A 24691-nucleotide genomic window follows, 5' to 3' on the forward strand; every position below is an offset into this window, starting at 1 on the left:
AAGGGAGACAGGAAGAGATGGCGGAGCTGACGATCCGGCCGGACGAGATTCGAAACGCGCTTGAGCGCTTCGTCCAGGCGTACGAGCCGGAAGGCGCGGCACGCGAGGAGATCGGGACCGTCGTCGACTGCGGCGACGGCATCGCCCATGTCTCCGGCCTGCCCTCGACGATGGCGAACGAGCTGCTGGAGTTCGAGGACGGCACGCGCGGCCTGGCGCTGAACCTGGACGTCCGGGAGATCGGTGTGGTCATCCTGGGCGACTTCAGCAAGATCGAGGAGGGCCAGCAGGTCCGGCGGACCGGCGAGGTCCTCTCGGTGCCGGTGGGCGACGCCTTCCTCGGGCGTGTGGTGGACCCGCTGGGCAACCCGCTGGACGGCAAGGGCGCGATCGAGTCCGAGGGCCGCCGCGCCCTGGAGACCCAGGCCCCCTCGGTGGTCCAGCGGCAGCCGGTGAAGGAGCCGCTGCAGACCGGCCTCAAGGCGATCGACGCCATGACGCCGATCGGCCGCGGCCAGCGGCAGCTGATCATCGGCGACCGCGGCACCGGCAAGACGGCCATCGCCGTGGACACCATCCTCAACCAGAAGGACAACTGGCTCTCCGGCGACCCGACGAAGCAGGTTCGCTGCGTCTACGTCGCGGTCGGCCAGAAGGGCTCCACGATCGCGCAGGTCAAGGGCCGCCTGGAGGAGGCGGGCGCGCTGGAGTACACCACCATCGTGGCCGCTCCGGCCTCCGACCCCGCGGGCTTCAAGTACCTGGCCCCCTACACCGGTTCCGCCATCGCGCAGCACTGGATGTACCAGGGCAAGCACGTGCTCATCGTCTTCGACGACCTGACCAAGCAGGCCGACGCCTACCGCGCCGTCTCGCTGCTGCTGCGCCGTCCGCCGGGCCGTGAGGCGTTCCCCGGCGACGTCTTCTACTTGCACTCGCGGTTGCTGGAGCGCTGCGCGAAGCTCTCCGACGCGATGGGCGCGGGCTCGCTGACCGGTCTGCCGATCATCGAGACCAAGGGCAACGACGTGTCGGCGTTCATCCCGACCAACGTCATCTCCATCACCGACGGTCAGTGCTTCCTGGAGACCGACCTGTTCAACTCGGGTGTGCGCCCGGCCATCAACGTCGGTGTCTCGGTGTCCCGCGTCGGCGGCTCGGCCCAGGTGAAGGCCATGCGGAAGGTGGCGGGCACGCTCCGCCTCTCGCTGTCCCAGTTCCGTGACCTGGAGGCGTTCGCGTCCTTCGCGTCGGACCTGGACGCGACCTCGCGCGCCCAGCTGGAGCGCGGCGCCCGCCTGGTGGAACTGCTCAAGCAGCCGCAGTACTCGCCGTTCCCGGTGGAGAAGCAGGTCGTCTCGGTGTGGGCCGGCACCACCGGCGAGCTCGACGACGTGCCGCTGGAGGACATCCGCCGGTTCGAGGCGGAGTTCCTCGACTACCTGAACACCTCGCACAAGGGTGTCTTCGACGGTATCCGGGAGACCAAGGAGCTCGGCGACGACGCGGTGACCACGCTGAAGAGCGCGATCACCGAGTTCAAGAAGGGCTTCACCACCTCCTCGGGCGAACTGCTGGTCAAGGACGAGCCGGTCGCGCCGCTGGAGGAGGAGTCGGTCGGCCAGGAGAAGATCGTCCGGCACGTGCGCGTGAGTAAGGAGAGCTGACCGATGGGCGCCCAGCTCAGAGCGCTGCGGCGGCGGATCAAGTCGGTCAAGTCAACCGCGAAGATCACCCGCGCCCAGGAGCTCATCGCCTCCTCGCGCATCGTGAAGGCGCAGCAGCGCATGCAGGCCGCGGTGCCGTACGAGCGGGAGATCACCCACGCGCTCACCGCGGTCGTCAGCAACACCAGCAAGCTCGCCCACCCGCTCATGGAGGCCAAGGAGCAGCCGCGCCGCGCGGGGGTGCTCATCGTCACCAGCGACAGCGGCTTCTGCGGCGGCTTCAACGCCAACATCCTGCGCGAGGCGGAGGCGCTGGCCGGGCTGCTGCGCAGCCGCGGCGTCGAGCCCACGCCGTACGTGACCGGCCGGAAGGGTGTCACCTGGCACAGCTTCCGCAACCGGGAGATGGGTGGCCAGTGGGTCGGCTTCTCCCGGCGGCCGGCCTACACCGACGCCAAGGAGATCGCCGACACGCTGATCGGGGCGTTCCAGGACGAGAACGGGATCGACGAGATCCACATCGTCTCGACCGAGTTCGTCTCGATGCTGACCCAGGCGGTCGTGGTCAAGCGCATCCTGCCGCTGGTGGTCGAGGAGACCACCGAGGCGCCGGCGGTGCCGCTGCCGTACTTCGAGTTCGAGCCGACCGCAGGCGACGTGCTGGACTCGCTGCTGCCGCGCTACATCGAGTCGCGCATCTTCACCGCCCTGCTTGAGTCGGCGGCCTCGGAGGAGGCCGCCCGGCGGCGGGCGATGAAGTCGGCGACCGACAACGCCAACGAGCTGATCCGTGTGTTCACCATGCAGATGAACCAGGCTCGCCAGGCCGAGATCACCCAGGAAATCAGCGAGATCGTCGGAGGCGCCAACGCGCTGGCCGACGCCGCCGCGGGGAAAGAGTGAAATGACCGCACAGACTGTTGAGACCGGCGTGGGCCGTGTCGCCCGTGTCACCGGTCCCGTCGTCGACGTGGAGTTCCCCGTCGAGGCGATGCCGGACATCTACAACGCCCTGAACGTCGACGTCACCCTCAACACCGAGGGCGAGACCGTCACCAAGACCCTGACCCTGGAGGTGGCCCAGCACCTGGGCGACAACCTGGTCCGGGCCATCTCCATGCAGCCCACCGACGGCTTGGTCCGCGGCGCCGCGGTGTCCGACTCGGGCAACCCCATCTCGGTGCCCGTCGGCGACGTGGTCAAGGGCCACGTCTGGAACGCCCTGGGCGAGTCCCTGGACGTGCCGACCGCCACGCTGAAGGTGAGCGAGAAGTGGGGCATCCACCGCCCGTCTCCGGCCTTCGACCAGCTGGAGTCGCGGACCGAGATGCTGCCCACCGGCATCAAGGTCATTGACCTGCTCACCCCGTACGTGAAGGGTGGGAAGATCGGCCTGTTCGGTGGCGCCGGTGTGGGCAAGACGGTGCTCATCCAGGAGATGATCCGCCGGGTCGCCCTGAAGTTCTCCGGCACCTCCTGCTTCGCCGGGGTCGGCGAGCGTACCCGTGAGGGCAACGACCTCTGGCTGGAGATGGAGGAGGCGGGCGTCCTCAAGGACACCGCGCTCGTCTTCGGCCAGATGGACGAGCCGCCGGGCACCCGGCTCCGGGTGGCGCTGTCCGCGCTGACCATGGCGGAGTACTTCCGCGACGTGCAGAAGCAGGACGTGCTGCTGTTCATCGACAACATCTTCCGGTTCACCCAGGCGGGTTCCGAGGTGTCCACGCTGCTCGGCCGTATGCCGTCCGCGGTGGGTTACCAGCCGACGCTGGCCGACGAGATGGGCGTGCTGCAGGAGCGCATCACCTCCACCCGGGGTCACTCGATCACCTCCATGCAGGCGATCTACGTGCCGGCCGACGACATCACCGACCCGGCGCCGCACAACGCGTTCGCGCACCTGGACGCCCAGACGGTGCTCTCCCGGCCGATCTCGGAGAAGGGCATCTACCCGGCGGTGGACCCGCTGGACTCCTCCTCCCGGATCCTGGACCCGCAGATCATCGGCGAGGAGCACTACGGGGTCGCCCAGGAGACCAAGCGGATCCTGCAGAAGTACAAGGAACTGCAGGACATCATCGCCATCCTGGGCATCGACGAGCTCTCCGAAGAGGACAAGGTCACCGTCAACCGGGCGCGCCGGATCGAGCGGTTCCTGTCCCACCCGATGTACGCGGCTGAAGCTTTCACCGGCCAGCCGGGCGAGTTCGTGTCGCTGGACGAGACCATCGCCTCGTTCAAGGGCCTGTGCGCCGGCGAGTACGACCACCTGCCCGAGCAGGCGTTCTTCATGGTCGGTGGCATCGAGCAGGCCATCGCCAAGGCCAAGGAGCTGGCTCGCTGATGGCGAAGCTCCGAGTGGGTGTCGTCTCGCCGGAACGTGAGATCTGGTCCGGCGAGGCCGACATGGTGATTGCCAAGACCGTGGACGGCGAGCTCGGTATTATGCCGAATCATGCTCCCGTGCTCGGCGTTCTCGTCGAGGGCGGCGTGCTGCGCGTCAAGCGCGACTCCGAGGCCGACCTCGTGGCGGCGGTGCACGGCGGGTTCATCTCGGTGGCCGGCAACGACGTGTCCATCCTCGCGGAGGCGGCGGAGCTGGGCTCCGAGGTCGACGTGGCGGCCGCCAGGGACGCGCTGGCGCGGGCGCAGGCCTCGATAGAGACCAACCAGGATGACGCGGACGCCAGGCTGGAGGCCAAGCGGAGCCGGGCCCGGCTGCGCGCCGCCGGAGAAGACGTCTGACGAGACAGAAGGAAGGGCGGCGATGGAAGTTATCGCGGGGATCGCGGTGCTCGCCGCCCTCTTCGTCATTCGGGCCTGTGTGCTGGCCGTACGGCGCGGCACGGTCGCCTGTAGCGTGCGAACCGGCCGCGGCTGGAAAGCCGGGGTGGCCAGGTACGCCGGAGGCGAGCTGCACTGGGTGCCCTTCCTGGGACTGCGACTGAGGCCGCGCCACGCGATCGCGAGGCGCGGCCTCACCGTTTCCCGGCGCCGCCCGCTGGACGAGGGTGAGGGCCCGGAGGGGTACTGGATGGTCGAGGCCGGCCCGATCGCGCTGGCGATGAGCGAGGACGCCCTGACCGGCTTCCTGGCCTGGCTGGAATCAGCTCCCCCCAGCGCCCACCTCGATCCCGCCTAGCGGGTGCCGCCCGGCTTCCAGAGCACCTCAGCGCCCGCTGAGGAGATGCGGCAGAGGATGAACATCAGGTCGCTCAGGCGGTTGAGGTAGGTCGCCGTCAGCGGGTTGGTGTCCTCGTGGGCCTCCAGGGCCGCCCAGGTGGTGCGCTCGGCCCGTCGTATCACGGTGCGGGCCACGTGGAGCAGGGCGGTGGGCATGTCGCCGCCCGGCAGGATGAAGCTGCGCAGCGGTTTGAGCCGGTCGTTGAAGCGGTCGCACTCCCGTTCCAGGCGTTCGATGTAGGACTGTTCGACCCGCAGCGGCGGGAACTCGGGGTTGTCCGTCACCGGGGTGCACAGGTCGGCGCCGACGTCGAAGAGCTCGTTCTGGACGACCCCGAGCACCTCGGCCAGGTCGGCCGGCAGTCCCGCGGCCAGGGCCACTCCGAGGGCGGCGTTGGCCTCCTCCACGTCGGCGTACGCGGCCAGCCGGGGGTCGGTCTTCCTGGTTCTGCTCATATCGCCCAGGCCGGTCGTGCCGTCGTCGCCGGTCCGCGTGTAGATCTTGGAAAGCACCACCGGCTGGTCGTTGTCAGCTCGTGTCATGGATCTCAGCGTAGGAGATGACGAATGTCATCTCGGTGGCGGGTGAAAGCCACGCCAACCCTCTGATAACGACGTCTACCGTGCCTCGACCCGGCCCAGCATGATCAGTGACATGTTGGACATCAGGGAACTGCGCAAGACGTTCGGGGCGGGCAAGGTCGCCCTCGACGGGGTGAGCTTCGCCGTACGGCCAGGGGAGATGTTCGGCTTCGTCGGGGCCAACGGGGCGGGGAAGACCACCACGATGCGGATCGTGATGGGCGTGCTCGGCGCCGACTCCGGCGAGGTGACCTGGCAGGGCCGCAGCCTCGGGTTCGCGGAGCGGCGGGGGTTCGGCTACATGCCGGAGGAACGCGGCCTGTACCAGAAGATGAAGGTCGGCGAGCAGGTCGACTACTTCGGCCGGTTGCACGGGCTGAGCCCGGCCGCCGCGGCCAAGGCGGTGGACGAGCTGCTGGTGCGGCTCGGCCTGACCGAGCGGCGCGGGGACGCCGTGGAGGCGCTCTCGCTGGGCAACCAGCAGCGGGTGCAGCTGGCGGTGGCGCTGGTGCACGACCCGGAGGTGCTGGTGCTGGACGAGCCGTTCTCCGGTCTGGACCCGCTGGCGGTGGACGCGCTGGCCGAGGTGCTGCAGGAGCGGGCCAGGGGCGGGGTGCCGGTGATCTTCTCCAGCCACCAGCTGGAGCTGGTGGAGCGGCTCTGCGACTCGATCGGCATCATCTCGGCCGGGCGCATGGTGGCCAGCGGCACGGTGGACGAGCTGCGCGCGGCCGAGGGGGAGCGGCTCCGGGTGGTGGTCAGGGAGGCCAAGCCGGGCTGGGCGGACGGCCTGCCCGGGGAGCTGACCGTGGCGGGCGACCGGGAGATCCTGGTCGTGCGCGGCGGTGACGACCAGGCCATCCTGCGCGCGGCGCTGGAGGCCGGGCGGGTCGAGCACTTCGGGGCCGAGCGGCCCAGCATCACCGAGATCTTCAAGGAGGCCGTGTCATGATGTCGCATCTGCTGCTGGTGGCCGGGCGGGAGGTCCGGGCCCAGGTGCGGACCAGGGCGTTCGTGATCGGGCTGGTCATCTCGGTGCTGGTGGTGGGCGGGATCGCGTTCGCGCCGAGGTTTCTGGGCGGGCCGGACTCGTACACGCTGGGCCGGGTGCAGGTCCAGGAGCTGCCGCTGAAGGCGCTCGCCCCGCCGGACGCGGAGATAACCTGGCGGGCCTACGACGACGAGGCGGCGGCCCGGGCGGCGATGCTGGACGGGGAGCTGGACGCGGTGCTGGTGCCCGGGAACCGGGTGCTCACCGACGGGGAGATCGACGACGAGTTGGGCCTGTTGCTGCAGAGCGCCAACCGGGAGGCGCAGATCGGCGCCTCCGGGGTGACCATCACCCCGCTCACCATGGAGTCCGTCGGCGCCGACACCCGCTACCAGGGCGCCAGGCGGGGCATCGCCACGGTGGTGGTGCTGGTGCTGTTCCTCATGATCTTCAGCTCGGTGATGATGGTCGCGATGGGCGTGGTGGAGGAGAAGGGCAGCCGGATCGTGGAGATCCTGCTCTCCTCGATCCGCCCCTGGCAACTGCTCGGCGGCAAGATCCTCGGGCTGGGCGCGGTGGGTCTGATCAACATGGTGGCGATCGTGGCCGCCGGTCTGACCGGGGCGCTGCTCTCCGGGGTGATCGCGGACTTCCCGCCGGGCACGACCGGCATAGTGCTCGGCGTGGTGGCCTGGTTCATCCTCGGGTACGCCTTCTTCGCCGCCTTCGCCGGGGCGCTGGCCTCGCTGGTGTCCCGGCAGGAGGAGGTGGGCAACGTGCTCCAGCCGATGACCCTGCTGGTGATGCTCAGCTACGGCGTCGCCTTCTACGACTCCGTCCAGCCCGGCAGTACGGTGGCCCGGGTGCTGTCGCTGGTCCCGCCGTTCTCCTCGATGGTCATGCCGGTCCGCACGGCCGCCGCCGAAGTGCCGCTCTGGGAGGTCGCGCTGTCCGCCGGGCTGATGCTGGCGGCCGTGGCCGGCGTGCTGGCGGTCGGCGCGAAGGTGTACGAGCGGGCCGTGCTCCGTACCGGCGCCCGGGTCCGGCTGGCCGAGGTCCTGCGCGGAAACAAGCCGTAAAGTACGTTGAATGGGCGATAAGGCGATCGCGCGGGCGCGGCGGCTGGTCCGCCTGACACTGAACATGACCCTCGGCATCACCTGGTTCTTCGTCCTCATGGTCATCGCGGGTCAGCTCAGCCGGGGCCAGACGACCGGCCTCTCGACGCTGCCGGGGCTGGTCGGCCTGGTCGTCTTCAGCTGGCTCTTCGTGCGCATCACCGGGGCCATCCTGGAGCGGCGGTACCCGAGGCGTGAGGTGGTGGCCGCAGGGGCGGTCTCGGTCGCGGTGGCCGTGCTGGGCGGGGGCGCGCCCACCGGGTGGGGGTTCGTACCGATGGCCTGGCTCTCGGTGGTCGCCATCGGGGTCCGCCGCCGGACGGCGGTGCTGCTCGGGCTGGGCACGTCCGCGGTCACCGCGCCGATCATGGTGTTCGCCGCGCTCGCCGGGCAGGATCCGTCGTTCAACCTGGAGGACGCCCCGTCGAGGGCCGGGCTGGTCGCCGGTGTGCTCTTCTACAACCTGCTCCTGGCTGGGCTCTGGCCCTGGGCCAACCGGCTCTGGGTGTGGGTCTGGCGGGTGGCCGAGGAGGCCCACGAGGGCCGGGAGGCGCAGGCCCGGCTGGCGGTGGCCGAGGAGCGGCTCAGGTTCGCCCGCGACCTGCACGACCTGGTCGGCCACCAGCTTTCCGCGATCGCGGTCAAGAGCGAGCTGGCGGTCCGGCTGGCCGGGGAGCCGGGCCCGGCGGCCGAGACCGAGATGGCCGAGGTGCGCACTCTCGCCCGCAAGGCGCTGCGCGAACTGCGGGAGGCCGTGCGAGGGTACCGGGAGCTGGATCTGGTGGCCGAGCTGGGCAGCGTGCGAGGGGTGCTGGAGGCGGCCGGGGTGGAGTGCCGGTTGCGGTTGCCGTACCGGGACATACCGGAGAAAGTGGCACCGGTGTTCGCCTGGGTGCTCCGCGAGGCCGCCACCAACGTGCTACGGCACAGCTCCGCCTCGCACTGTGAGATCACGATGCGGTTCACCGACGAGGAGGCCGTGCTGGAGGTGCGAAACGACGGGGTCACCCCACGGCCGGTGGAGGACCTGGGCAGCGGCCTGGCCGGGCTGTCGGAGCGGCTGGCCGCAGTGGGCGGCACGCTGACCGCCAGGCCCACCGGCTCCGGAGAGTTCACGCTGCGGGCGGTGGCACCCGTCAAGCACCCCGTGGCGGTGTCCGCGTGATCCGTGTCCTGCTGGCCGACGACGAGCAGCTCATCCGCCAGGCCATCGCCACCCTGCTCGGCCTGGAGGCGGACATCGCGGTGGTCGCCCAGGTCGGCCGGGGCGACCAGGTCGCCGCCGCGGTCGCCGAGCACCGCCCGGACGTGGTGGTCCTGGACGTGGAGATGCCCGGCATGGACGGCCTCACCGTGGCCGAGAGCCTGCCGGGCCAGGCCATGCTCATCCTCACCAGCTTCGGCCGCCCCGGCTACCTGCGCCGCGCCCTGGCCGCCGGGGTGCGCGGCTTCATCCCCAAGGACGCCTCCGCCGACGAGCTGGCCGGCGCCATCAGGAAGGTCCACGCGGGCGGCCGCTACCTGGACCCCGAGATGGCGGCCTCCGCCATGATGGCAGGAGAGAGCCCGCTGACCGACCGCGAGCGTGATGCGCTCGCGCTGGCCGCCCGCGGCGCCTCGGTGACCGAGATCGCCGGCGCGCTCCACCTCTCCGAGGGCACGGTGCGGAACTACCTGTCCAGCGCCATCACCAAGCTCGGCGCAGGCAACCGCATCGCCGCCATCCGCACCGCCCAGGACATGGGCTGGATCTGATCCGGCGACGCGCCACGCGGGCCGAGATCTGATCATCTCAGTCGCAGATGTGACATTGTGTGATTACGGAGCGTCACCAGCGATCCGCCTGAAGGGACGGCTGCCGTAAGGCAGCGGCGCGCTTCTCGCGCGCGTCGCCGTCCCCCGCCCTGCGAGCCCGGGCCCAGGTCCTGGCTTTGTTTCTATATATCCGCCGCTGGCCCGCCTCAGGAGGAGTTCCGGAGGCGGGCCAGGGTCTTCCGCTCCTGGGCCTCCAGCCAGTCGGTGAGTTCGGTGAAGGAGACGCAGCGCACCTGGGGCTTGGGGCAGACCCGGGTCATCAGGTCGATGAGGGCCTTCATGTAGCTGCCGCCGTGCCAGTTCTCGAAGCGGTGGGCGATGAAGACGGGCGCGCGGTCGCCGGTCAGCCGGGCGTTGACGGCCGAGACGTAGGTCTGGGTGGTCTGCCGCCGCCAGGCGGGCCACTTGCCGGCAGCGGCAGGACGGGCATGGCTGTGCGCGGTATAGAGAGCCTGGTCGGAGGCGAGCACGCGGCGGCGGGTGCCGTGCAGGGGCAGGGTGGGCAGCGGGAACTCCCAGAGCCCCGCGTTCCTGCGCGGCCAGCGCGGGGCGCCGGTGGCGCTGGCGTCGTACCGCCAGCCGTGGGCGCGGTAGGCCGCGTCGCGGGAGGGGCGGTGCACGTCACGGCAGGGGGTGCGCCCGCCGCGGATGGCGGTGCGCACGTCGAAGGGCAGCTTCTCGCCGTTCTCGATGAGCGCGTAGAACTGGTCGATGCGCCGGTTCCACTCGCGGGTGCGCCAGGCGCCCATGCCCCGCCGGCCGCAGACGTGGCCGTTGAAGTACGTGCCGAGCTCGTGGCCGTGCCGCCAGGCGGTGGCCAGCCGCTCGCTCTGCCGCCGGTGGAGCGGCACGCCGGACAGGAAGAAGGTGAGCTTGGCGTGGGCCCGCCCGGCGGCCTTGAGCAGGGTGGCGAACCAGCCGTGGTCGTCGCCTCCGGCGCCGTCCAAGGAGATCACCACGAACTGCGGTGGGCGCTCGCCCGGCGCCAGCCGCTGGACGTCCTGGTAGACCGGACTGTGGACAGGATGATGAACAGGACTGTGCCGCACCGGGTGCGGCTGGGCCTGGCGGGGCCGCTCGCCGTCGGCCGCGCATGCCGACATGGTCACGGCGCAGAGCCCGACAGCGGTTACTCTCCGTAGCACTCTGCCATGAAATCACAGCTCAGAGCTGGAATGATCGCCGGAAGACGTGGACCGAGGTCTTTATGATCACCTCGATCGAGGGCGGGTTGTCGGAGACCACCCACTCGATCAGCAGTTCGGTGATCGCGCCGATCAGGGCCAGCGCCAGCAGGTGCAGCTCGTTCGGTATGCGCTCCGGCAGCTCGTTCACCGTGCCCTCGATGACGTGGGTGAACCCGGCCACCGCGCGCTGCCGCGCGTTGCTCAGCACGTCCCCCGCCCGGCGCACCTCCAGGTGCATGATCCGGGCCCGCCGCTCGTCCTGGGTGACGAACCTGACATATTCCGTTATTCCCGCCACAATCCGCGCATCCAGCGACCGGGGCGCCTGGTCGATCGCCTTGGCCACCACCTGCAGGGTCTCCTCGACGCACCGGTCGTAGACCGCGCGCATGAGTGCTTCCCTCCCCGAGAAGCACTCATAGAAGGCCCGGTTGGAAATGCGCGCCGTGGCGCAGAGCCGCTCGATCGTCGTGGCGTGGAATCCCGGATTCGCGAACAGCGTGTACGCGGCCAGGATCAGCCGTTCTCGACGGTCGGCCAGCCGTTCCTCAGCCGACATCCCCCGATAGTCCCGTCCCGCCAATATTTTCACCTCGCGCCGTCATGGCCCCCCCAGAAGCCACCATTATGGACGCAAGATCTTTTTTCGGGAAGTATCGGGAAATCAAGGCTTTCGGTCACCATGCGAAAAGCCACATAAGTCTGACAAAGCAGTCAAGTCAGTAGGCCGCGGCTGAGCGCGGTGGTCACTGCGGCGGTCCGGTCGGACACGCCGAGCTTGCCGAACACCCGGAGCAGGTGGGTCTTGACGGTGGTCTCGCTGATGTAGAGCTCGCGGCCGATCTCGGCGTTGGTCAGGCCCCGGGCCACCAGGGCGAGCACCTGGGTCTCGCGCGGCGAGAGCGTCTCGGCGACCGGCGCGCGCAGCCGGGTCACCAGCCGGGTGGCCACCGAGGGGGAGAGCACGGTCTCGCCCCGGGCGGCGGTGGCGATGGCCGCCAGCAGGTCCGCCCGGGAGGTGTCCTTGAGCAGGTACCCGGCCGCGCCCGCCTCGACCGCGCGCACGATGTCCTGGTCGCTCTCGTACGTGGTGAGCACGATGATCCGGGTGGCCGGCAACTCGGCCAGGATGCGGGTGATCGCGCTGACCCCGTCGCCGCCCGGCATGCGCAGGTCCATCAGGATCACCTCGGGCGTCAGCTCCCTGGCCCGGACCACCGCCTCGTCCCCGGACCCGGCCTCGCCGACCACCGTGACCTCGGCGTCGAGCATGCCGCGCAGGCCCTCCCTGACCACCGGGTGGTCGTCCACGATCATGACGCGCATCATTCGGCTCTTCCTGGATGGGTGATCCGCAGCGTGGTGCCGGCCCCGGGCGCGCTGGTCACGGTGAGGGTGCCGCCCTGCTGCTCGATCCGGCCGCGCATGCCGCGCAGGCCGTACCCGGTGGCGGTGCCGGGGTCGAAGCCGCCGCCGTCGTCCTCGATCACCATGGCCACCTCGCCGGGGGTGTAGTTGAGGGTGAGCCGGGCGGCCGAGGCGGCGGCGTGCCGCCGGACGTTGGCCAGGCCCTCCTGGGCGGTGCGCAGCAGCACCACCTCGGTGCTGGGCGGGAGCGGCCGGGAGACGCCTTCGATGCTGCAGGCCACGGTGAGGCCGGTCTCCTCGCAGAGCCGGACCGTCAGGCGGCGCAGCGCGTCGTCCAGCGTGGAGCCGTCCAGCTGCACCGGGCCGAGCGCCGCGACCAGCGCCCGCGCCTCGGCCAGGTTCTCCCGCGCGGTCTGTACCGCCAGCTCCAGGTGGCGGGTGGGGTCCGGCTGCGCCTGGGCGGCCTGGATGAGCATGATGATGCTGGTGAAGCCCTGGGCCAGGGTGTCGTGGATCTCCCCGGCCAGCCGCTCCCGCTCGGCCAGCGCGCCGCTCTCCGCGGAGAGCCTGGCCACTTCGGCGCGGCTGGCCTCCAGCTCCGCGATGAGGTTGGCCCGCTCCTGGCTCTGGTGGATGATCCGGGCGATCCACGGCCCGAAGACGAGGGCGAAGGTGATCACGATGACCGTGGTCCCGGCGTGGTACAGCACGTCGAGCGGCTGCACGTCGCTCATGAAGCGGAACTGGGCCAGCGGGGCCAGGTTGAGCACCAGCACCGCGGTCACCGCCCGCCACCCGCTGAGCAGCATGAAGATCTGCGGGCAGAGCGTGAAGAGGCCGAAGGTGGCCGTGTTCACCAGCAGCGCGGCGGGCACGAAGGCCACCATGATCAGCACCACGTAGGCGTAGGCGCGGCGGCTGTTGCCGTCGTCCTCCATGATCGCCGGGCGGCCGAGGAGCAGGTACCCGGCCGCGCACAGCAGCATCAGCCCGACGGTGATCACCTTGGCCGTTACCGGGTGCTCGTCGTCGATGGCCACGAAGACGATGGAGACCGTCCAGCCCAGCGCGAACAGGGTCTCCCAGCCGCGGAAGGACTCCCAGGCGTTGCCCTCGGCGGCAACGCCCGGTTGTTCACGTCCCTCGATGGCGTTCATCCGTCGCGGCGGCCCTTCCAGCGGAATGTGGTCAGGCACAGCACCAGACCTCCGACCACCCAGGCTGTCAGAACCAGGGCGACCTTGCCCAGCTCGTACGAACCGGTCAGCTCCAGAGCGGCGCCCGCGTCCCCGAGGAAGACCGAGCGCAGGCCCTGGCACATCCACTTGAGCGGGAAGAACGAGGAGATGTTGATCAGCCAGTCGGGCAGCTCGGTGAACGGGATGAAGACGCCGGAGATGAACTGGAGCACCACGAACGGCATGGTGATCACCGCTGGGGCGCTCTTGGCCGAGCGGGGCACGCTGCTCACCGCGATGCCGAGCAGGGCCGCCCCCGCCAGGCCCAGCGTCAGCACCCACGCCATGGTGAGCCAGCTGGACGCCTGGTCGGGGAGGTCCAGGTCGTACAGGAGCACCCCGATGGCCAGCAGCACGACCACCTCCAGGACGGCGACCACCAGCGAGCTGAGCAGCTTCCCGATGAAGTACGCGCTGCGCGGCATAGGCGTGCCGGCCAGGCGCTTGAGCGTGCCGTCCTCCCGGTCCACCGAGATGCCGATGCCGAGGTGCTGGAAGGCCGCGCCCATCACCCCGGCGCCGATCAGCCCGGCCGTGTACAGCTGGGAGACGGTGATGCCGGTGCCTTCGAGCTCCCCGGCGAAGATCGAGCCGAACAGCACCAGCAGGATGATCGGGAACGAGAAGGTGAAGATCACGGCGTCCTTCTCACGGAAGAACATCCGGGTCTCCACCGCCGCCCTGGACAGGCCGAGGGCGAGCACGGAGGGCAGCGCGGGCGCCGCCAGCGGGGGAGTCACAGTGGTCTGGGTGGTCATTTCGGGGCCTCGATCAGAGTCAGGTAGATGTCCTCCAGGGTGGGGCGGGTGACGGCCAGGCCGGGCACCTCGCCGTCGTAGCGGCGGCTCAGCTCCAGCACCGTCCTGGTGGGGGTGTCGGTCTCGACCACGCCGTCCGCCCAGGTCACCTTGGCCCGCGCCGAGGCCCGGCCGCCGAGCGTGGCCGGGTCGCCCTCGGCCACGATCCGGCCCCTGGCGATCACCGCCACCCGCTGCGCCAGCGCCTCGGCCTCGTCCAGGTAGTGGGTGGTGAGCACGATGGTGGTGCCGTCGGCGGCCAGGCCCTTGATCAGGTCCCAGAACTGGCGGCGCGCCTCCGGGTCGAAACCGGTGGTCGGCTCGTCCAGGAAGAGCAGTTCGGGGTTGCCGATCACGCCGAGTGCCACGTCCACCCGGCGGCGCTGGCCGCCGGAGAGCTTCCTGATCCGGGTGCCGGCCTTCTCGGTCAGCCCGACCTTCTCGATCACCTCATCCGGGTCGCGCGGACGCGGGTAGTACCCGGCGAAATGCCGCACCGTCTCCCGGACGGTCAGCTCGGCGGCGTCGTTCGCGGTCTGTAACACGATGCCGAGCCGGGCCCGCCACTGCCGGGTGGCCCGCCCGGGGTCCACCCCGAGCACGCTGACCTCTCCGGCGTCCCGCTTCCGGTACCCCTCCAGGATCTCCACGGTGGTCGACTTCCCCGCGCCGTTGGGCCCGAGGATGGCGAACACCTCGCCCCGGCGGATGTCCAGGTCCAGCCCGTCCACCGCCCGCGTCTGGCCGTAGCGTTTGGCCAGCCCCCGTACGTGAATCGCTGTCGTCATGCGTCCAGCGTCCTCCGCGCACGGTCGGCACGGCACCATCGCCCGGTCGACCACGGTGTCCTCCGTTCGGAGGACGGGCGATCAGCTGGTCGCGGTGAGGCCGCCGTCCACGAAGAGCACCTGCCCGGTCATGTACGCGGCCGCGTCGCTCGCCAGAAAGACCGCCGGACCGGCCATCTCCTCCGCCTTGCCCCAGCGGGCCATCGGCACGGTGGCGACGGTGGTGTCGTGCGGGTTCTGCCAGAGGTTGCGGTTCATGTCGGTGGCCGTCCAGCCGGGACAGAGGCAGTTCACCCGCACCCCGCGGGAGGCCCACTCCACGGCCAGCGACTTGGTCAGCGCGACCACCCCGGCCTTGGCGGCCGCGTACGCGGCGAGGAAGGGCGCGCCCTTCGCCGCCACCGAGGCGACGTTGATCAACGAGCCGCCGCCCCGGCTGAGCAGGTGGTCGGCGACCGCGTGGCTGACCGCCATGGCCGAGTCCAGGTTGAGCCGGAGCAGCTTGTCCCATCCGGACAGCCGCAGGTCCTTGAACTCCACCAGGAAGTTGGACCCGCCGGCGTTGTTGACCACGATGTCCAGGTGCCCGAGCGCGTCGATCCCGCTCTGCACGGCGGCCGGGATGCTGTCCCGCTCCAGCACGTCGCACGGGATGACGGCGGCCTGGCGCCCGTACGCCTCGACCTCCTTGGCCACCTCGGCGAGCGACTCGGCGGACCGGGAGACCAGCGCCACGTCGGCCCCCGCCTCCGCGAAGCCGAGCGCGATGGCCCGGCCGATGCCCCGCGAGGCCCCCGTGACGAACGCCTTCTTGCCGGTCAGGTCAAACGCCTTCATTCAGACCTCCGTGGGGAGTGGGTGGGCTGCGGGGTTGACCCGCTTGACGATCTCGTCCAGCACGATCCGCACGTATGGCTCGCCCACCCAGAGGTGCTTGGCGCCCTCCACCCCGACCACCTCGGCCTGCGGCACCCGCTTGAACCGGGCCGTGGCCTCCTCGGGACGCAGGTAGTCGTCGAACTCCGGCACCAGCGCGGTCAGCGGGCGGCCGAAGGCGGCCCAGGCGTCCAGGTCCTCGTCGGTGGCCCGGCGCAGCGGGGGAGACAGCAGGATGGCGCCCGTCACCACGGGGTCGCGGCCCCACTTCAGGGCCAGTTCGGTGCCGAAGGACCAGCCGAGCAGCCAGGGCCGGGGCAGGTCGTGGAAGTCGGCGCACTCCACCGCGGCGGCCACGTCCAGCCGCTCGCCCTCGCCGTTCTCGAAGGCGCCCTCGGAGGTGCCGCGCTCGGAGGTGGTGCCCCGGGTGTTGAAGCGGAGCACCGCCAGGTCGGCCAGTGCCGGAAGCCGGTTGGACGCCTTGCGGAGCACGTGGCTGTCCATCATGCCGCCGTGGGTGGGCAGCGGGTGCAGGCAGATCAGGGTGGCCACGGGGTCCTTCTCCAGCGGCCGGGCCAGCTCGCCCACCAGGGTCAGCCCGTCGGCGGTGTGCAGCTCGATGTTCTCCCGCCTGGCCGGAAGCACCGTGGACGCGCGAATCTCCATGCTCTCTCCGCTCTAGTACCTGCTACGCCCAGGCCCCCGGCTGAGCCGGTTGCGCCAGCAGGCGGTGTGCCAGTGCCGCCGCTCGCCCTCGCCGCCGGACCAGTTGGGCCAGCTGACCAGGTGCGCCGTGCCCGTCCGGATCTCCTGATCGCAGCCGGGGCACCGGTAGACCTTATCGGCCGCGCCACCGACGATCCGGTGCACCCGCCACTCGCCGTCCGGCCACTCCTCGACCTCGCCGATGCCGAATCGCCCGGGCGGACCGATCGGGGGCCCCTTGTCGTCGCGGCGCCGCGCGCGGCGGGGGCTCATCTCCGCTCCATGGTGCCGACCGTGTCCACGCTCCCGCCTCCCTCGGTTACCCATCGGTAGTCTTCCAGAGTGTCCGGGTACGAGCATCCGCGCGGGTAGGGTTTCTGCTCATGCGGCTGGTCATCGCGCGGTGCAGCGTGGATTACGTGGGAAGACTGACGGCCCATCTTCCGATGGCGCCCCGGTTGATCCTCATCAAGGCGGACAACTCGGTCTCCATCCACTGCGACGACCGGGCGTTCAAACCGCTGAACTGGATGAACCCCCCGTGCAAGCTGCGCGAGGAGGAGGGCCAGTGGACGGTGACCCAGGGCAAGACCGGGGAGAAGCTGATCCTCACCATCGAGGAGATCCTGCACGACTCCAGCCATGAGCTCGGCGTCGACCCCGGCCTCCAGAAGGACGGCGTGGAGGCCCACCTCCAGGAGCTGCTGGCCGAGCACATCACCACGCTGGGCGCGGGCTGGACGCTGGTGCGCCGGGAGTACATGACCGCGATCGGGCCGGTGGACATCCTCTGCCGGGACCAGAACGGCGCCACCGTGGCGGTGGAGATCAAGCGCCGCGGCGAGATCGACGGGGTCGAGCAGCTCACCCGGTACCTGGAGCTGCTCAACCGGGATCCGTTACTCGCGCCCGTACGCGGGATCTTCGCCGCCCAGGAGATCAAGCCGCAGGCCCGGGTGCTGGCCCTGGACCGGGGCATCGACTGCGTCACTCTGGACTACGACGCCCTGCGCGGTATCGAACCGGAGAACCCCACCCTCTTCTAACCTTTTACCCTCCTCCGGGACGTCATGCCGCCAGGTGTTGATCTGGTCACGTAGCGTGATCACGTCTTTTGTGCGGCTACGACGGAGAACAGATGCGGAACATGCCGGTGATCCGGGCGTCGTTGGTGGGTGCGGTCATCGCGGCCGCGTCGTTGAGCGGGGGTACGGCCCAGGCGGCTCCAGGGGCGGCCCAGGTGGTCAAGGTGGCCAAGGGCCAGCGCCTGGGCGTGATCCGAGGGGACGGCGCGGCCTGGGTGCGGGACGTCGCCCCCGGCGCGCGCTGGCACCAGGTCGCCACCGGCGTGGTCCAGCTGGTCCTGGACGGCAACCGCATCGGCGTGCTGCACGACGACGGCGTGCTGGAGGTGAAGGAGGGGCCCATCTGGGCCCGCTTCGACATGGAGACCGACCACGTCAAGCAGTTCGACCTGTCCGGCGACCGGGTCGGCGTGGTCACCGGCCGCGGCGTGGCCTACGTCAAGGACGGCTCGCTGCACGCCCCTTGGCGCCGGGTGGCCGAGAACATCAAGCAGATCGCGCTGACCGGCTCCCGCATCGGCCTGCTGGAGACCAACGGCGTGGCCCGGGTCAACGAAGGCCCGGTGGACGCGCCCTGGGTGCACCTGAGCACGCTGGTCAAGCAGCTGGCGCTGTCCGGGGCGCGGATCGGCATCGTGCAGGAGGACGGCCTCGGCCACGTCAAGGAGGGCTCGGTGGACGCCCTCTGGACCAACCAGCACACCGACGTGGTCCAGCTCGACCTGGACGGCGCCCGCATCGCCATGCTGCGCGGCGACGGCTCGGCGTACGCCAAGGAGGGCGGCCTGGGCGACCCCTGGACGCTGCTGGCGGCCGGCGTCATCCGGCTCGACGTCTCCGGCGACCGCGTGGTCACCGTACGAAGCAACGGCGAGACCTATTCCAAGACCGGCACCCTGGGCGCGAGCTGGATCCTCAACAGCCAGAACGACCTCGACGCCGACCTCTCTTGAGCTGTGACATTGGGCCCGCCTCCGGCAGGCCGGCCCGGCCGCCTTCAGCCGGTGTCTTCCCTCCCTCCGGTCGCCGGCGCTCCCTCCGCTCAGTCCAGACACCGGCGCGGCCGGGCGAACCGGCTACGGTGAGTCCGTGCGGTTGTTTTCGCGATCAGCGGGCAGTGGTGTTCCCGTCGTGCTGCTTCACGCCTTCCCGTTCTCCTCGGCGATGTGGTCGGCGCAGCGGGAGGGCCTGGCCGGGGTCTGCCGGGTGATCACCCCCGACCTGCGCGGCTTCGGTGGTTCGCCGCTCGGCGAGGATGCGCCCTCGCTCGACGCGATGGCCGACGACGTGGCCGAACTCCTCGACGCCGAGGGCATAGACCGGGTGGTGATCGGCGGCCAGTCCATGGGCGGCTACGTCACCATGGCCTTCTGCCGCCGCCACCCCGACCGGGTTCGGGCGGTCATCCTGGCCGACACCAAGGCCGCGCCCGACACCCCAGAGGCCGCCGAAGGCCGCGAGAAGAACGCCGGGCGCGTGCTGTCCGGCGAGACTCTGACGGAGATGGTGCCCAACCTGGTCGGCGCCACCACGCTGGCCCGCCGCCCCATGGTGGTCGGCCGGGTCCGCGGCCTGGTGGAGTCCGCGCCCCCGGCCGCCGTGGCCTGGGCGCTGCGCGCGATGGCCGTACGGCCGGACTCGTTCGGCACGCTCCGCGCGCTCACCTGCCCCACGCTGATCGTGGTGGGCGACGAGGACGTTATCTCGCCCACCACGGACGCCGAGGCGATGCACGAGGCGGTCCCCCACGCGCTGCTGCGCGTCCTGGAGACCTCCGGACATCTCTCCGCGATCGAGACCCCGGAACAGTTCGACGAAGCAGCCCGGGCGTTCCTGTCGACGCTCTGAGATTCCCCTGCCGGAGGACCACCGCCGGCGCCTCCCTCAACGCCGGCGGGTGGTCTCCTCCTCCGGGGGATCGCCCCGAGACCTTTCCACGATGTCGTGTATTGGCAGCCTTATGTACCAAAAGCCGTGGCCGGTACCGGTCAGTGGCCGGAATCTGCCAAGGTGGAGGTATGTGGGAGGCGATCGGACTTTCGGGGTTGGAGGAGCGGTTGTACCGGCTCCTCCTTCGCGACCCCAAATGTTCCCCTGAGGAGGCCACCCGCCGGCTGGACTCCTCCCACGACCTGATCAAGGCCGCCCTGGAGCGCCTCCAGGAACTCGGCCTGCTCGAATCCGGCGGCCCGCACGGCGTGCGCCCCGCCGACCCGCGGATCGCCCTGGCCTCGGCCATCCGGCGCCGCCGGGCCGAGCTGGACCGGCTGGCGCTCACGGCCGAGGAACTCGCCACCGACTTCCAGGAAGGGCTGCTGCGCACCGACCCCGGCCGGGTGATCGAGGTGGTCGAGGGCTCGGCCGCCGCCGGCCGCCGGGTGACGGAGCTGCTGGCCGGGGCCACCCGCGAGGTACTGGCCCTGGACGCCCCGCCGTACGCGGCGACGAGCACCTCGCTGGGCGCCGAGGAGGCCGCGCTGGCGCGCGGGGTGCGGTGCCGGGCCATCTACAGCTCGATCGTGCTGGACCTGCCGCTGAAGCTGGACGAGATCCGCCGGATGACCGGCCTGGGCGAGCAGGCCCGGGTACGCCCGGGGGTGCCCATCAAACTCATCCTGGTGGACGGCAGGACGGCCCTGCTGCCGCTCACCGACCACGAGGAGGGTGCCAGGTTCACCTCCATCGTGGTCGGCCGCAGCGCGCTGACCAACGCGCTGGTGGCCCTGTTCGAGACGCTCTGGCGGGAGTCCTCCCCGGTCTGGGGGACCGCCACCGCCGCCGTTCCCGGTGACGGCGTGGACCAGCAGATCCTGGAACTGCTGGCGGTCGGCATGAAGGACGAGTCGATCCTGCGCCAGCTGGGCATCTCCGAACGCACCCTGCGCCGCCGCATCGCCGCCATCTTCGACCGCCTCGGCGCCGCCGGCCGCTTCCAGGCAGGCGTCCAGGCTGCCCGAAAAGGCTGGATCTGAGCTGTGACATTGGGCGAGCCTCCGGCTCGCCGGCGCGGCCGGGCAAACCCCATACCTGGCCTGGAAAGCTGGTTGCCGGGGAGAGGGCGAAACCGGGAACGTGACAAAGCCCGGCGGATTCCGATCCGCCGGGCTTCGCGATGTGTAGCCGTCGCCCCGAGATGGAAGAGTCCTACTCCTGCCACCACTCGGCGTCGTCGTCAGCCTTGGCCGCGGCGGGCGCCGGCGGCTTGGGGGCGGGCTTGTCCGCGCTGGGCGCGGGGGCCGACAGGGCCGGCTTGACGGGGGCCGCCACCACCGGGGTGGGCTCGGGCTCCATGCCGGGCAGCGGGGCGCCGCCGAGCAGCTGGCGGAGCTGGGCGAGGTGGCTGGTGATGCTGTCCCGCTGCCGGGTCAGCTCGTCAACCTGGCGCTGCATGTTGGTGCGGGTGCGCTCGGCCTCGGCCTTGGCGTCCGAGACGATGGACTCGGCGCTGGACTTGGCGTCGGAGACCAGCTGGTCGGCGTTCTTGCGGGCGTTGGCCAGCAGCTGCTTGGCGTGGGTGTCGGCTTCGCGGCGGGTCTGCTCGGCCTGCTGGGTGGCCTTGGTGGCGCGCTGCTCGGCGGTGGCCGCGCGCTGCTCGGCCTCGGCGACCAGCTTCTGGGTGTTGGCCTGGGCGGTGGCGTGCCGCTCGGCCTCCTGGCGCTCGGCCTCCTCGCGCCGGGCGGCCAGCTGGATCTCGAACTCGGCCTCGTCCTGGGCCCGCTTGGCCTCGGACTCCTCCAGCACCCGCTGCGCCTGGGCGCGCATCTCGTCGGCCTGGCGCTTGGCGGTGGTGAGCACCTCGTCGCGCTCGCGCTTGGTGGAGGCCCGCAGCTGGGCGACCTCGCGCTCGGTGGTGGTGCGCAGCTTGGCGATCTCGCGCTCGGCGTCGGCCCGCTTCTCGGCCACCTCGTGGTCGGCGGTGGCGCGGAGCTTGGCCACCTCGCGCTCGGTGGTGTTGGTCAGCTCGTCGGACTCGCGCTTGGCGGTGGACCGGATCTCCTCGGCGTCCCGCTCGGCGGTGGTGCGGGTGTCCTCGGCCTCGCGAGTGGCCAGCGCGCGCTTCTCGGCAGCCTCGTTCTCGGCGGCGGCCCGCACGTCCGCGGCGTCCACCTTCGCGGCGGCCTTGATCTCGTTGGCCTCCGACCTGGCCGCCTGGACCAGCTCGGTGGCCTGCTCCTCCGCCAGACGCAGCAGCTGCTCAATGCGGGCGCCCAGACCCGAGTAGGTCGGGCGCTCCTGCTCCTGCAGCTGGCGCTGGGAGTCGGACAGATCCCGCTGGAGTGCGCCCACCTGCTCCCGAGCCTGACGAAGGTCGGCGTCGAGCGTCTTCAGGTGGTCGTGGACCTGGTGCCGGTCATAGCCGCGGAGCACCACGTCGAATTCCCGGGAGGGGGCGTCTTCAAAGAAATTGTTCAACTGGGCGTCGATGTCGGACTGCATGAGGCTCGATCCTGGGTTGTCGAGACGGCTACACGGGCCGGACGGGGGGTTTCGGACATCCGAGGCGAGGAGCCCATTCGGGATCCACGTCCGGTGGTAGGCCAGCGTACTCCGGTACTGCCGTGTTGGAGGCCTCCACGGACTTTCTGCGCGACTTGTTACGTATGAACCTTTCTTGCGTTTGGTCAGGCCCTCGGTGTCTCAACCAGCTCGGTTAGGACTCCTCCCACATCCTTGGGATGGAGAAACGCGATTGCGGCACCCATAGAGCCATGACGTGGTCTTTCGTCGATGAGTCGCACCCCCTTTGCGGCGATTTCCGCCATGGCCTTGGTCACGTCGGGAACGCCGTATCCGATGTGGTGAACTCCCTCGCCACGCTTGCTCAAATACTTCCCCACCGCGGTGTCCGGGTGAAGGGGTTCGAGCAACTGGATGTAGGAGGCGCCGCCGTCGCCGTCGGCCACGTGCAGCATGGCCTCCTTGACTCCTTGCTCCTCGTTCACCTCCCGGCTCACCACGGTCAGCCCGAAGTTCGACTCATAGAATTCGATCTTCTCCTCCAGGTCGTGACACGCGATCCCCACATGATCAATCCGTAGAAACATCAGGGTCCACCCTCCTTGGCGGTCACACACCGCCTCCTAGGTATGGTGACACCGTCGCCCCTGATCTACTGAGGAGGCCCCGTCCATGTCTTCTTCCGTCATCGTCGCCGGAGCCCGTACCCCCATCGGACGACTGCTCGGCTCACTCGCCGGACTGTCCGCGGTCGAGCTGGGCGGCATCGCCATCAAGGCCGCGCTGGAGCGCTCGGGGGTCGCCCCGGCGGACGTCCAGTACGTGATCATGGGCCAGGTGCTCCAGGCGGGCGCCGGACAGATCCCCTCGCGCCAGGCCGCGGTGCTGGCCGGCGTCCCGATGACCGTGCCCTCCCTCACCATCAACAAGGTGTGCCTGTCCGGCCTGGACGCCATCGCCCTGGCCGACCAGCTGATCCGGGCCGGGGAGTTCGAGATCGTGGTGGCCGGCGGCATGGAGTCCATGACCAACGCCCCCCACCTGCTCCCGGGGTTGCGCAAGGGCGTCAAGTACGGCGCCGCCACGATCCAGGACGCCACCGCGCTGGACGGGCTGACCGACGCCTTCGACCAGATCTCCATGGGCGAGTCGACCGAACGGCACAATACGCGCTACCGCGTCTCCCGGGCCGACCAGGACGCCTTCTCCGCCCGCTCGCACCAGCTGGCCGCGGCGGCGGCCAAGAACGGCGTCTTCGACGACGAGATCGTCCCGGTGCCGCTGCCGCAGCGCAAGGGCGACCCGGTGCCCTTCACCACCGACGAGGGCGTGCGCCCGGAGACCACCCCCGAGACCCTGGCCGCGCTCCGCCCGGCCTTCACCCCGGACGGCACCATCACCGCCGGCTCGGCCTCGCAGATCTCCGACGGCGCCTGCGCGGTGGTCGTCATGTCCAAGGCCAAGGCCGAGGAACTGGGCCTGGAGTGGCTGGCCGAGATCGGCGCGCACGGCAACGTGGCGGGGCCGGACAATTCACTGCAGTCGCAGCCCGCCAACGCCATCCGGCACGCGCTGGCCAAGCAGGGCCTGACCGAGGCCGACCTGGACCTGGTCGAGATCAACGAGGCGTTCGCCCAGGTGGTGCTCCAGTCCGCCAAGGAGCTCGGACTGCCGTTGGAGAAGGTCAACGTCAACGGCGGCGGCATCGCGCTCGGCCATCCGATCGGCGCCTCCGGCGCCCGGATCGTGCTGACCCTGGCGCACGAGCTGCGCCGCCGGGGCGGCGGGCTCGGCGCGGCCGGGCTCTGCGGGGGCGGCGGCCAGGGTGACGCGCTGATCATCCGCGTTCCCGCGTGAGTGCGGGAGACCTCGCCGAGGGCGTGCTGAGAGGGGAGGTCCGCGCGGTCGCGCGGGCCATCTCGCTGGTCGAGAACGCCGGTCCCGGCCTGCGCGCGCTGACCGAGGAACTGGTCAAGGGCATGCGGGAGCCGTACCGGGCGCGGGTGGTGGGTCTGACCGGCGCGCCCGGGGTGGGCAAGTCGACCTCCACCGGGACGCTGATCGAGGCGGCCAGGGCGCGTGGCGAGCGGGTCGCGGTGCTGGCGGTGGACCCGTCGTCGCCGTTCACCGGCGGCGCGCTGCTCGGGGACCGGGTGCGTATGCAGGCGCACGCCACCGATCCGGGGGTGTTCATCCGGTCCATGGCCACCCGGGGACATCTGGGCGGGCTGGCCTGGGCGGCGCCGCAGGCCATCCGGGTGCTGGACGCGGCCGGGTACGACCTGATCCTGGTGGAGACCGTGGGGGTGGGCCAGGCCGAGGTGGACATCGCCTCGCTGGCCGACTCCACCATCGTGCTGCTGGCCCCCGGCATGGGGGACAGCGTGCAGGCCGCCAAGGCGGGCATCCTGGAGATCGCCGATGTCTTCGTGGTGAACAAGGCGGACCGGGACGGTGCCCAGGAGACCGTGCGGGACCTGCGGAACATGGTCGCCCTGTCCGGCTCCCGGGACTGGCGCCCGCCGATCGTGAGCACCGTGGCCGCCCGGGGCGAGGGGGCCGCCGACCTGGTGGCGGCGCTGGACCGGCACGCCGAGCACCTGGCCGCCTCCGGCGAGGGCCGGGCCCGCCGCCTGGCCAGGGCCAGGGACGAGATCGAGGCGATCGTGCTGACCGGGCTGCGGGCCAGGATGGGCGAGATCAGCGGTGACCGCCACCTGGACGCGCTGGCCGAGGCGCTGCTGGCGGCGAAGACCGATCCGTACCGGGCGGCGGACCAGGTAATCGCCGCGCTGTAATAATCGCTCTGGTGTTTCACAGCGGTTATTCACTT

At 70.7% G+C, this 24691-nt stretch carries 27 protein-coding genes; 15 read left to right on the forward strand and 12 right to left on the reverse strand.

All coding sequences use genetic code 11. From position 1 onward, the window contains the following. Positions 1-17 precede the first annotated feature (17 nt). From atpA to KIP79_RS20635, 5 genes are read left to right on the forward strand one after another with little or no spacing between them, the layout of a single operon-like run. Positions 18-1667, forward strand: coding sequence for a F0F1 ATP synthase subunit alpha (atpA, locus tag KIP79_RS20615; RefSeq protein WP_214106502.1), 1650 nt, complete (start codon positions 18-20; stop codon positions 1665-1667). A 3-nt stretch (positions 1668-1670) separates the two neighbouring features. Next, entirely contained in the window at positions 1671-2570 is a 900-nt protein-coding gene (locus KIP79_RS20620) for a F0F1 ATP synthase subunit gamma (protein WP_214106503.1), read from the forward strand. 1 nt (position 2571) lies between these two features. Next, entirely contained in the window at positions 2572-4011 is a 1440-nt protein-coding gene (gene atpD, locus KIP79_RS20625) for a F0F1 ATP synthase subunit beta (protein WP_214106504.1), read from the forward strand. Continuing rightward, a complete protein-coding gene (locus KIP79_RS20630; protein WP_214106505.1) occupies positions 4011-4412 on the forward strand; it encodes a F0F1 ATP synthase subunit epsilon in 402 nt (133 codons plus the stop codon). The genes atpD and KIP79_RS20630 overlap by 1 nt, the downstream gene beginning before the upstream one ends. A 22-nt stretch (positions 4413-4434) precedes the next feature. Next, entirely contained in the window at positions 4435-4809 is a 375-nt protein-coding gene (locus tag KIP79_RS20635; RefSeq protein WP_214106506.1) for a DUF2550 domain-containing protein, read from the forward strand. On the opposite strand, the gene KIP79_RS20640 is transcribed toward KIP79_RS20635, so the two are convergent. After that, positions 4806-5393: a cob(I)yrinic acid a,c-diamide adenosyltransferase gene (locus KIP79_RS20640; protein WP_214106507.1), complete on the reverse strand. Its 588-nt coding sequence runs from the start codon at positions 5391-5393 to the stop codon at positions 4806-4808. The genes KIP79_RS20635 and KIP79_RS20640 overlap by 4 nt on opposite strands. A gap of 112 nt (positions 5394-5505) precedes the next feature. On the opposite strand from KIP79_RS20640, the gene KIP79_RS20645 reads away from it, so the two are divergent. The 4 genes from KIP79_RS20645 to KIP79_RS20660 are packed head-to-tail and all read left to right on the forward strand — an operon-like array spanning position 5506 to position 9296. Continuing rightward, positions 5506-6384, forward strand: coding sequence for an ABC transporter ATP-binding protein (locus KIP79_RS20645; RefSeq protein WP_214106508.1), 879 nt, complete (start codon positions 5506-5508; stop codon positions 6382-6384). Next, entirely contained in the window at positions 6381-7502 is a 1122-nt protein-coding gene (locus KIP79_RS20650; RefSeq protein WP_250213538.1) for an ABC transporter permease, read from the forward strand. Before KIP79_RS20645 ends, KIP79_RS20650 begins: the two co-directional genes overlap by 4 nt. 10 nt (positions 7503-7512) lie before the next feature. Next, entirely contained in the window at positions 7513-8706 is a 1194-nt protein-coding gene (locus KIP79_RS20655; RefSeq protein WP_214106509.1) for a sensor histidine kinase, read from the forward strand. Then, a complete protein-coding gene (locus tag KIP79_RS20660) occupies positions 8703-9296 on the forward strand; it encodes a response regulator transcription factor (protein ID WP_214106510.1) in 594 nt (197 codons plus the stop codon). The genes KIP79_RS20655 and KIP79_RS20660 overlap by 4 nt, the downstream gene beginning before the upstream one ends. Positions 9297-9502: 206 nt before the next feature. On the opposite strand, the gene KIP79_RS20665 is transcribed toward KIP79_RS20660, so the two are convergent. The 9 genes from KIP79_RS20665 to KIP79_RS20705 all read right to left on the reverse strand — a co-directional run bounded on the left by KIP79_RS20665 (position 9503) and on the right by KIP79_RS20705 (position 16588). Next, positions 9503-10465 (reverse strand): polysaccharide deacetylase family protein, encoded by a 963-nt coding sequence (locus KIP79_RS20665; protein WP_214106511.1) that lies wholly within the window; start codon positions 10463-10465, stop codon positions 9503-9505. Between the two features lie 55 nt (positions 10466-10520). Further along, positions 10521-11102, reverse strand: coding sequence for a TetR/AcrR family transcriptional regulator (locus KIP79_RS20670; protein WP_214106512.1), 582 nt, complete (start codon positions 11100-11102; stop codon positions 10521-10523). A 155-nt stretch (positions 11103-11257) separates the two neighbouring features. After that, complete coding sequence (locus KIP79_RS20675; protein ID WP_214106513.1) at positions 11258-11872, reverse strand: response regulator; 615 nt, start codon at positions 11870-11872, stop codon at positions 11258-11260. Beyond that, positions 11869-13107 (reverse strand): sensor histidine kinase, encoded by a 1239-nt coding sequence (locus KIP79_RS49535; protein ID WP_214106514.1) that lies wholly within the window; start codon positions 13105-13107, stop codon positions 11869-11871. Before KIP79_RS49535 ends, KIP79_RS20675 begins: the two co-directional genes overlap by 4 nt. After that, the gene (locus KIP79_RS20685) at positions 13065-13907 is read right to left on the reverse strand and encodes an ABC transporter permease (protein ID WP_214106515.1); all 843 of its coding nucleotides are present in this window, start codon (positions 13905-13907) and stop codon (positions 13065-13067) included. The genes KIP79_RS49535 and KIP79_RS20685 overlap by 43 nt, the downstream gene beginning before the upstream one ends. Continuing rightward, entirely contained in the window at positions 13904-14734 is an 831-nt protein-coding gene (locus KIP79_RS20690) for an ABC transporter ATP-binding protein (RefSeq protein WP_214106516.1), read from the reverse strand. Before KIP79_RS20690 ends, KIP79_RS20685 begins: the two co-directional genes overlap by 4 nt. A gap of 81 nt (positions 14735-14815) precedes the next feature. Next, the gene (locus KIP79_RS20695; RefSeq protein ID WP_214106517.1) at positions 14816-15571 is read right to left on the reverse strand and encodes an SDR family NAD(P)-dependent oxidoreductase; all 756 of its coding nucleotides are present in this window, start codon (positions 15569-15571) and stop codon (positions 14816-14818) included. Then, positions 15572-16276, reverse strand: a complete 705-nt coding sequence (locus tag KIP79_RS20700; RefSeq protein ID WP_214106518.1) for an alpha/beta hydrolase — start codon at positions 16274-16276, stop codon at positions 15572-15574. It lies immediately after the preceding gene. Between the two features lie 12 nt (positions 16277-16288). Further along, a complete protein-coding gene (locus KIP79_RS20705; protein WP_214106519.1) occupies positions 16289-16588 on the reverse strand; it encodes an Rv1322 family protein in 300 nt (99 codons plus the stop codon). A gap of 110 nt (positions 16589-16698) precedes the next feature. On the opposite strand from KIP79_RS20705, the gene nucS reads away from it, so the two are divergent. The 4 genes from nucS (at position 16699) to KIP79_RS20725 (ending at position 20372) form a co-directional block, all read left to right on the forward strand. After that, on the forward strand, positions 16699-17361 hold the full coding sequence (nucS, locus tag KIP79_RS20710) for an endonuclease NucS (protein ID WP_214106520.1): 663 nt from the start codon (positions 16699-16701) through the stop codon (positions 17359-17361). Positions 17362-17453: 92 nt separating this feature from the next. Beyond that, positions 17454-18353 (forward strand): hypothetical protein, encoded by a 900-nt coding sequence (locus KIP79_RS20715; protein ID WP_214106521.1) that lies wholly within the window; start codon positions 17454-17456, stop codon positions 18351-18353. 178 nt (positions 18354-18531) lie between these two features. Beyond that, a complete protein-coding gene (locus KIP79_RS20720; RefSeq protein ID WP_308169812.1) occupies positions 18532-19248 on the forward strand; it encodes an alpha/beta fold hydrolase in 717 nt (238 codons plus the stop codon). Positions 19249-19418: 170 nt separating this feature from the next. Then, positions 19419-20372, forward strand: a complete 954-nt coding sequence (locus KIP79_RS20725; RefSeq protein ID WP_214106523.1) for a helix-turn-helix transcriptional regulator — start codon at positions 19419-19421, stop codon at positions 20370-20372. Positions 20373-20544: 172 nt separating this feature from the next. Here the strand turns inward: KIP79_RS20725 and KIP79_RS20730 are convergent, their stop codons facing one another. Beyond that, positions 20545-21837 carry a DivIVA domain-containing protein gene (locus tag KIP79_RS20730; RefSeq protein WP_214106524.1) on the reverse strand — a complete coding sequence of 431 codons (1293 nt, stop codon included), beginning with the start codon at positions 21835-21837 and terminating at the stop codon, positions 20545-20547. A gap of 185 nt (positions 21838-22022) precedes the next feature. Then, a complete protein-coding gene (gene mce / locus KIP79_RS20735; RefSeq protein ID WP_214106525.1) occupies positions 22023-22445 on the reverse strand; it encodes a methylmalonyl-CoA epimerase in 423 nt (140 codons plus the stop codon). A gap of 85 nt (positions 22446-22530) precedes the next feature. Here mce and KIP79_RS20740 point away from each other — a divergent pair, with 85 nt between their 5' ends. Together KIP79_RS20740 and meaB are read left to right on the forward strand one after the other, a co-directional pair. Beyond that, on the forward strand, positions 22531-23715 hold the full coding sequence (locus tag KIP79_RS20740) for an acetyl-CoA C-acetyltransferase (protein ID WP_214106526.1): 1185 nt from the start codon (positions 22531-22533) through the stop codon (positions 23713-23715). Next, positions 23712-24656, forward strand: coding sequence for a methylmalonyl Co-A mutase-associated GTPase MeaB (gene meaB / locus KIP79_RS20745; protein WP_214106527.1), 945 nt, complete (start codon positions 23712-23714; stop codon positions 24654-24656). The genes KIP79_RS20740 and meaB overlap by 4 nt, the downstream gene beginning before the upstream one ends. Positions 24657-24691: the final 35 nt, after the last annotated feature.

Origin of the sequence: Acrocarpospora catenulata, from assembly GCF_018476525.1 — a bacterium.
Lineage (GTDB): Bacteria > Actinomycetota > Actinomycetes > Streptosporangiales > Streptosporangiaceae > Acrocarpospora > Acrocarpospora catenulata.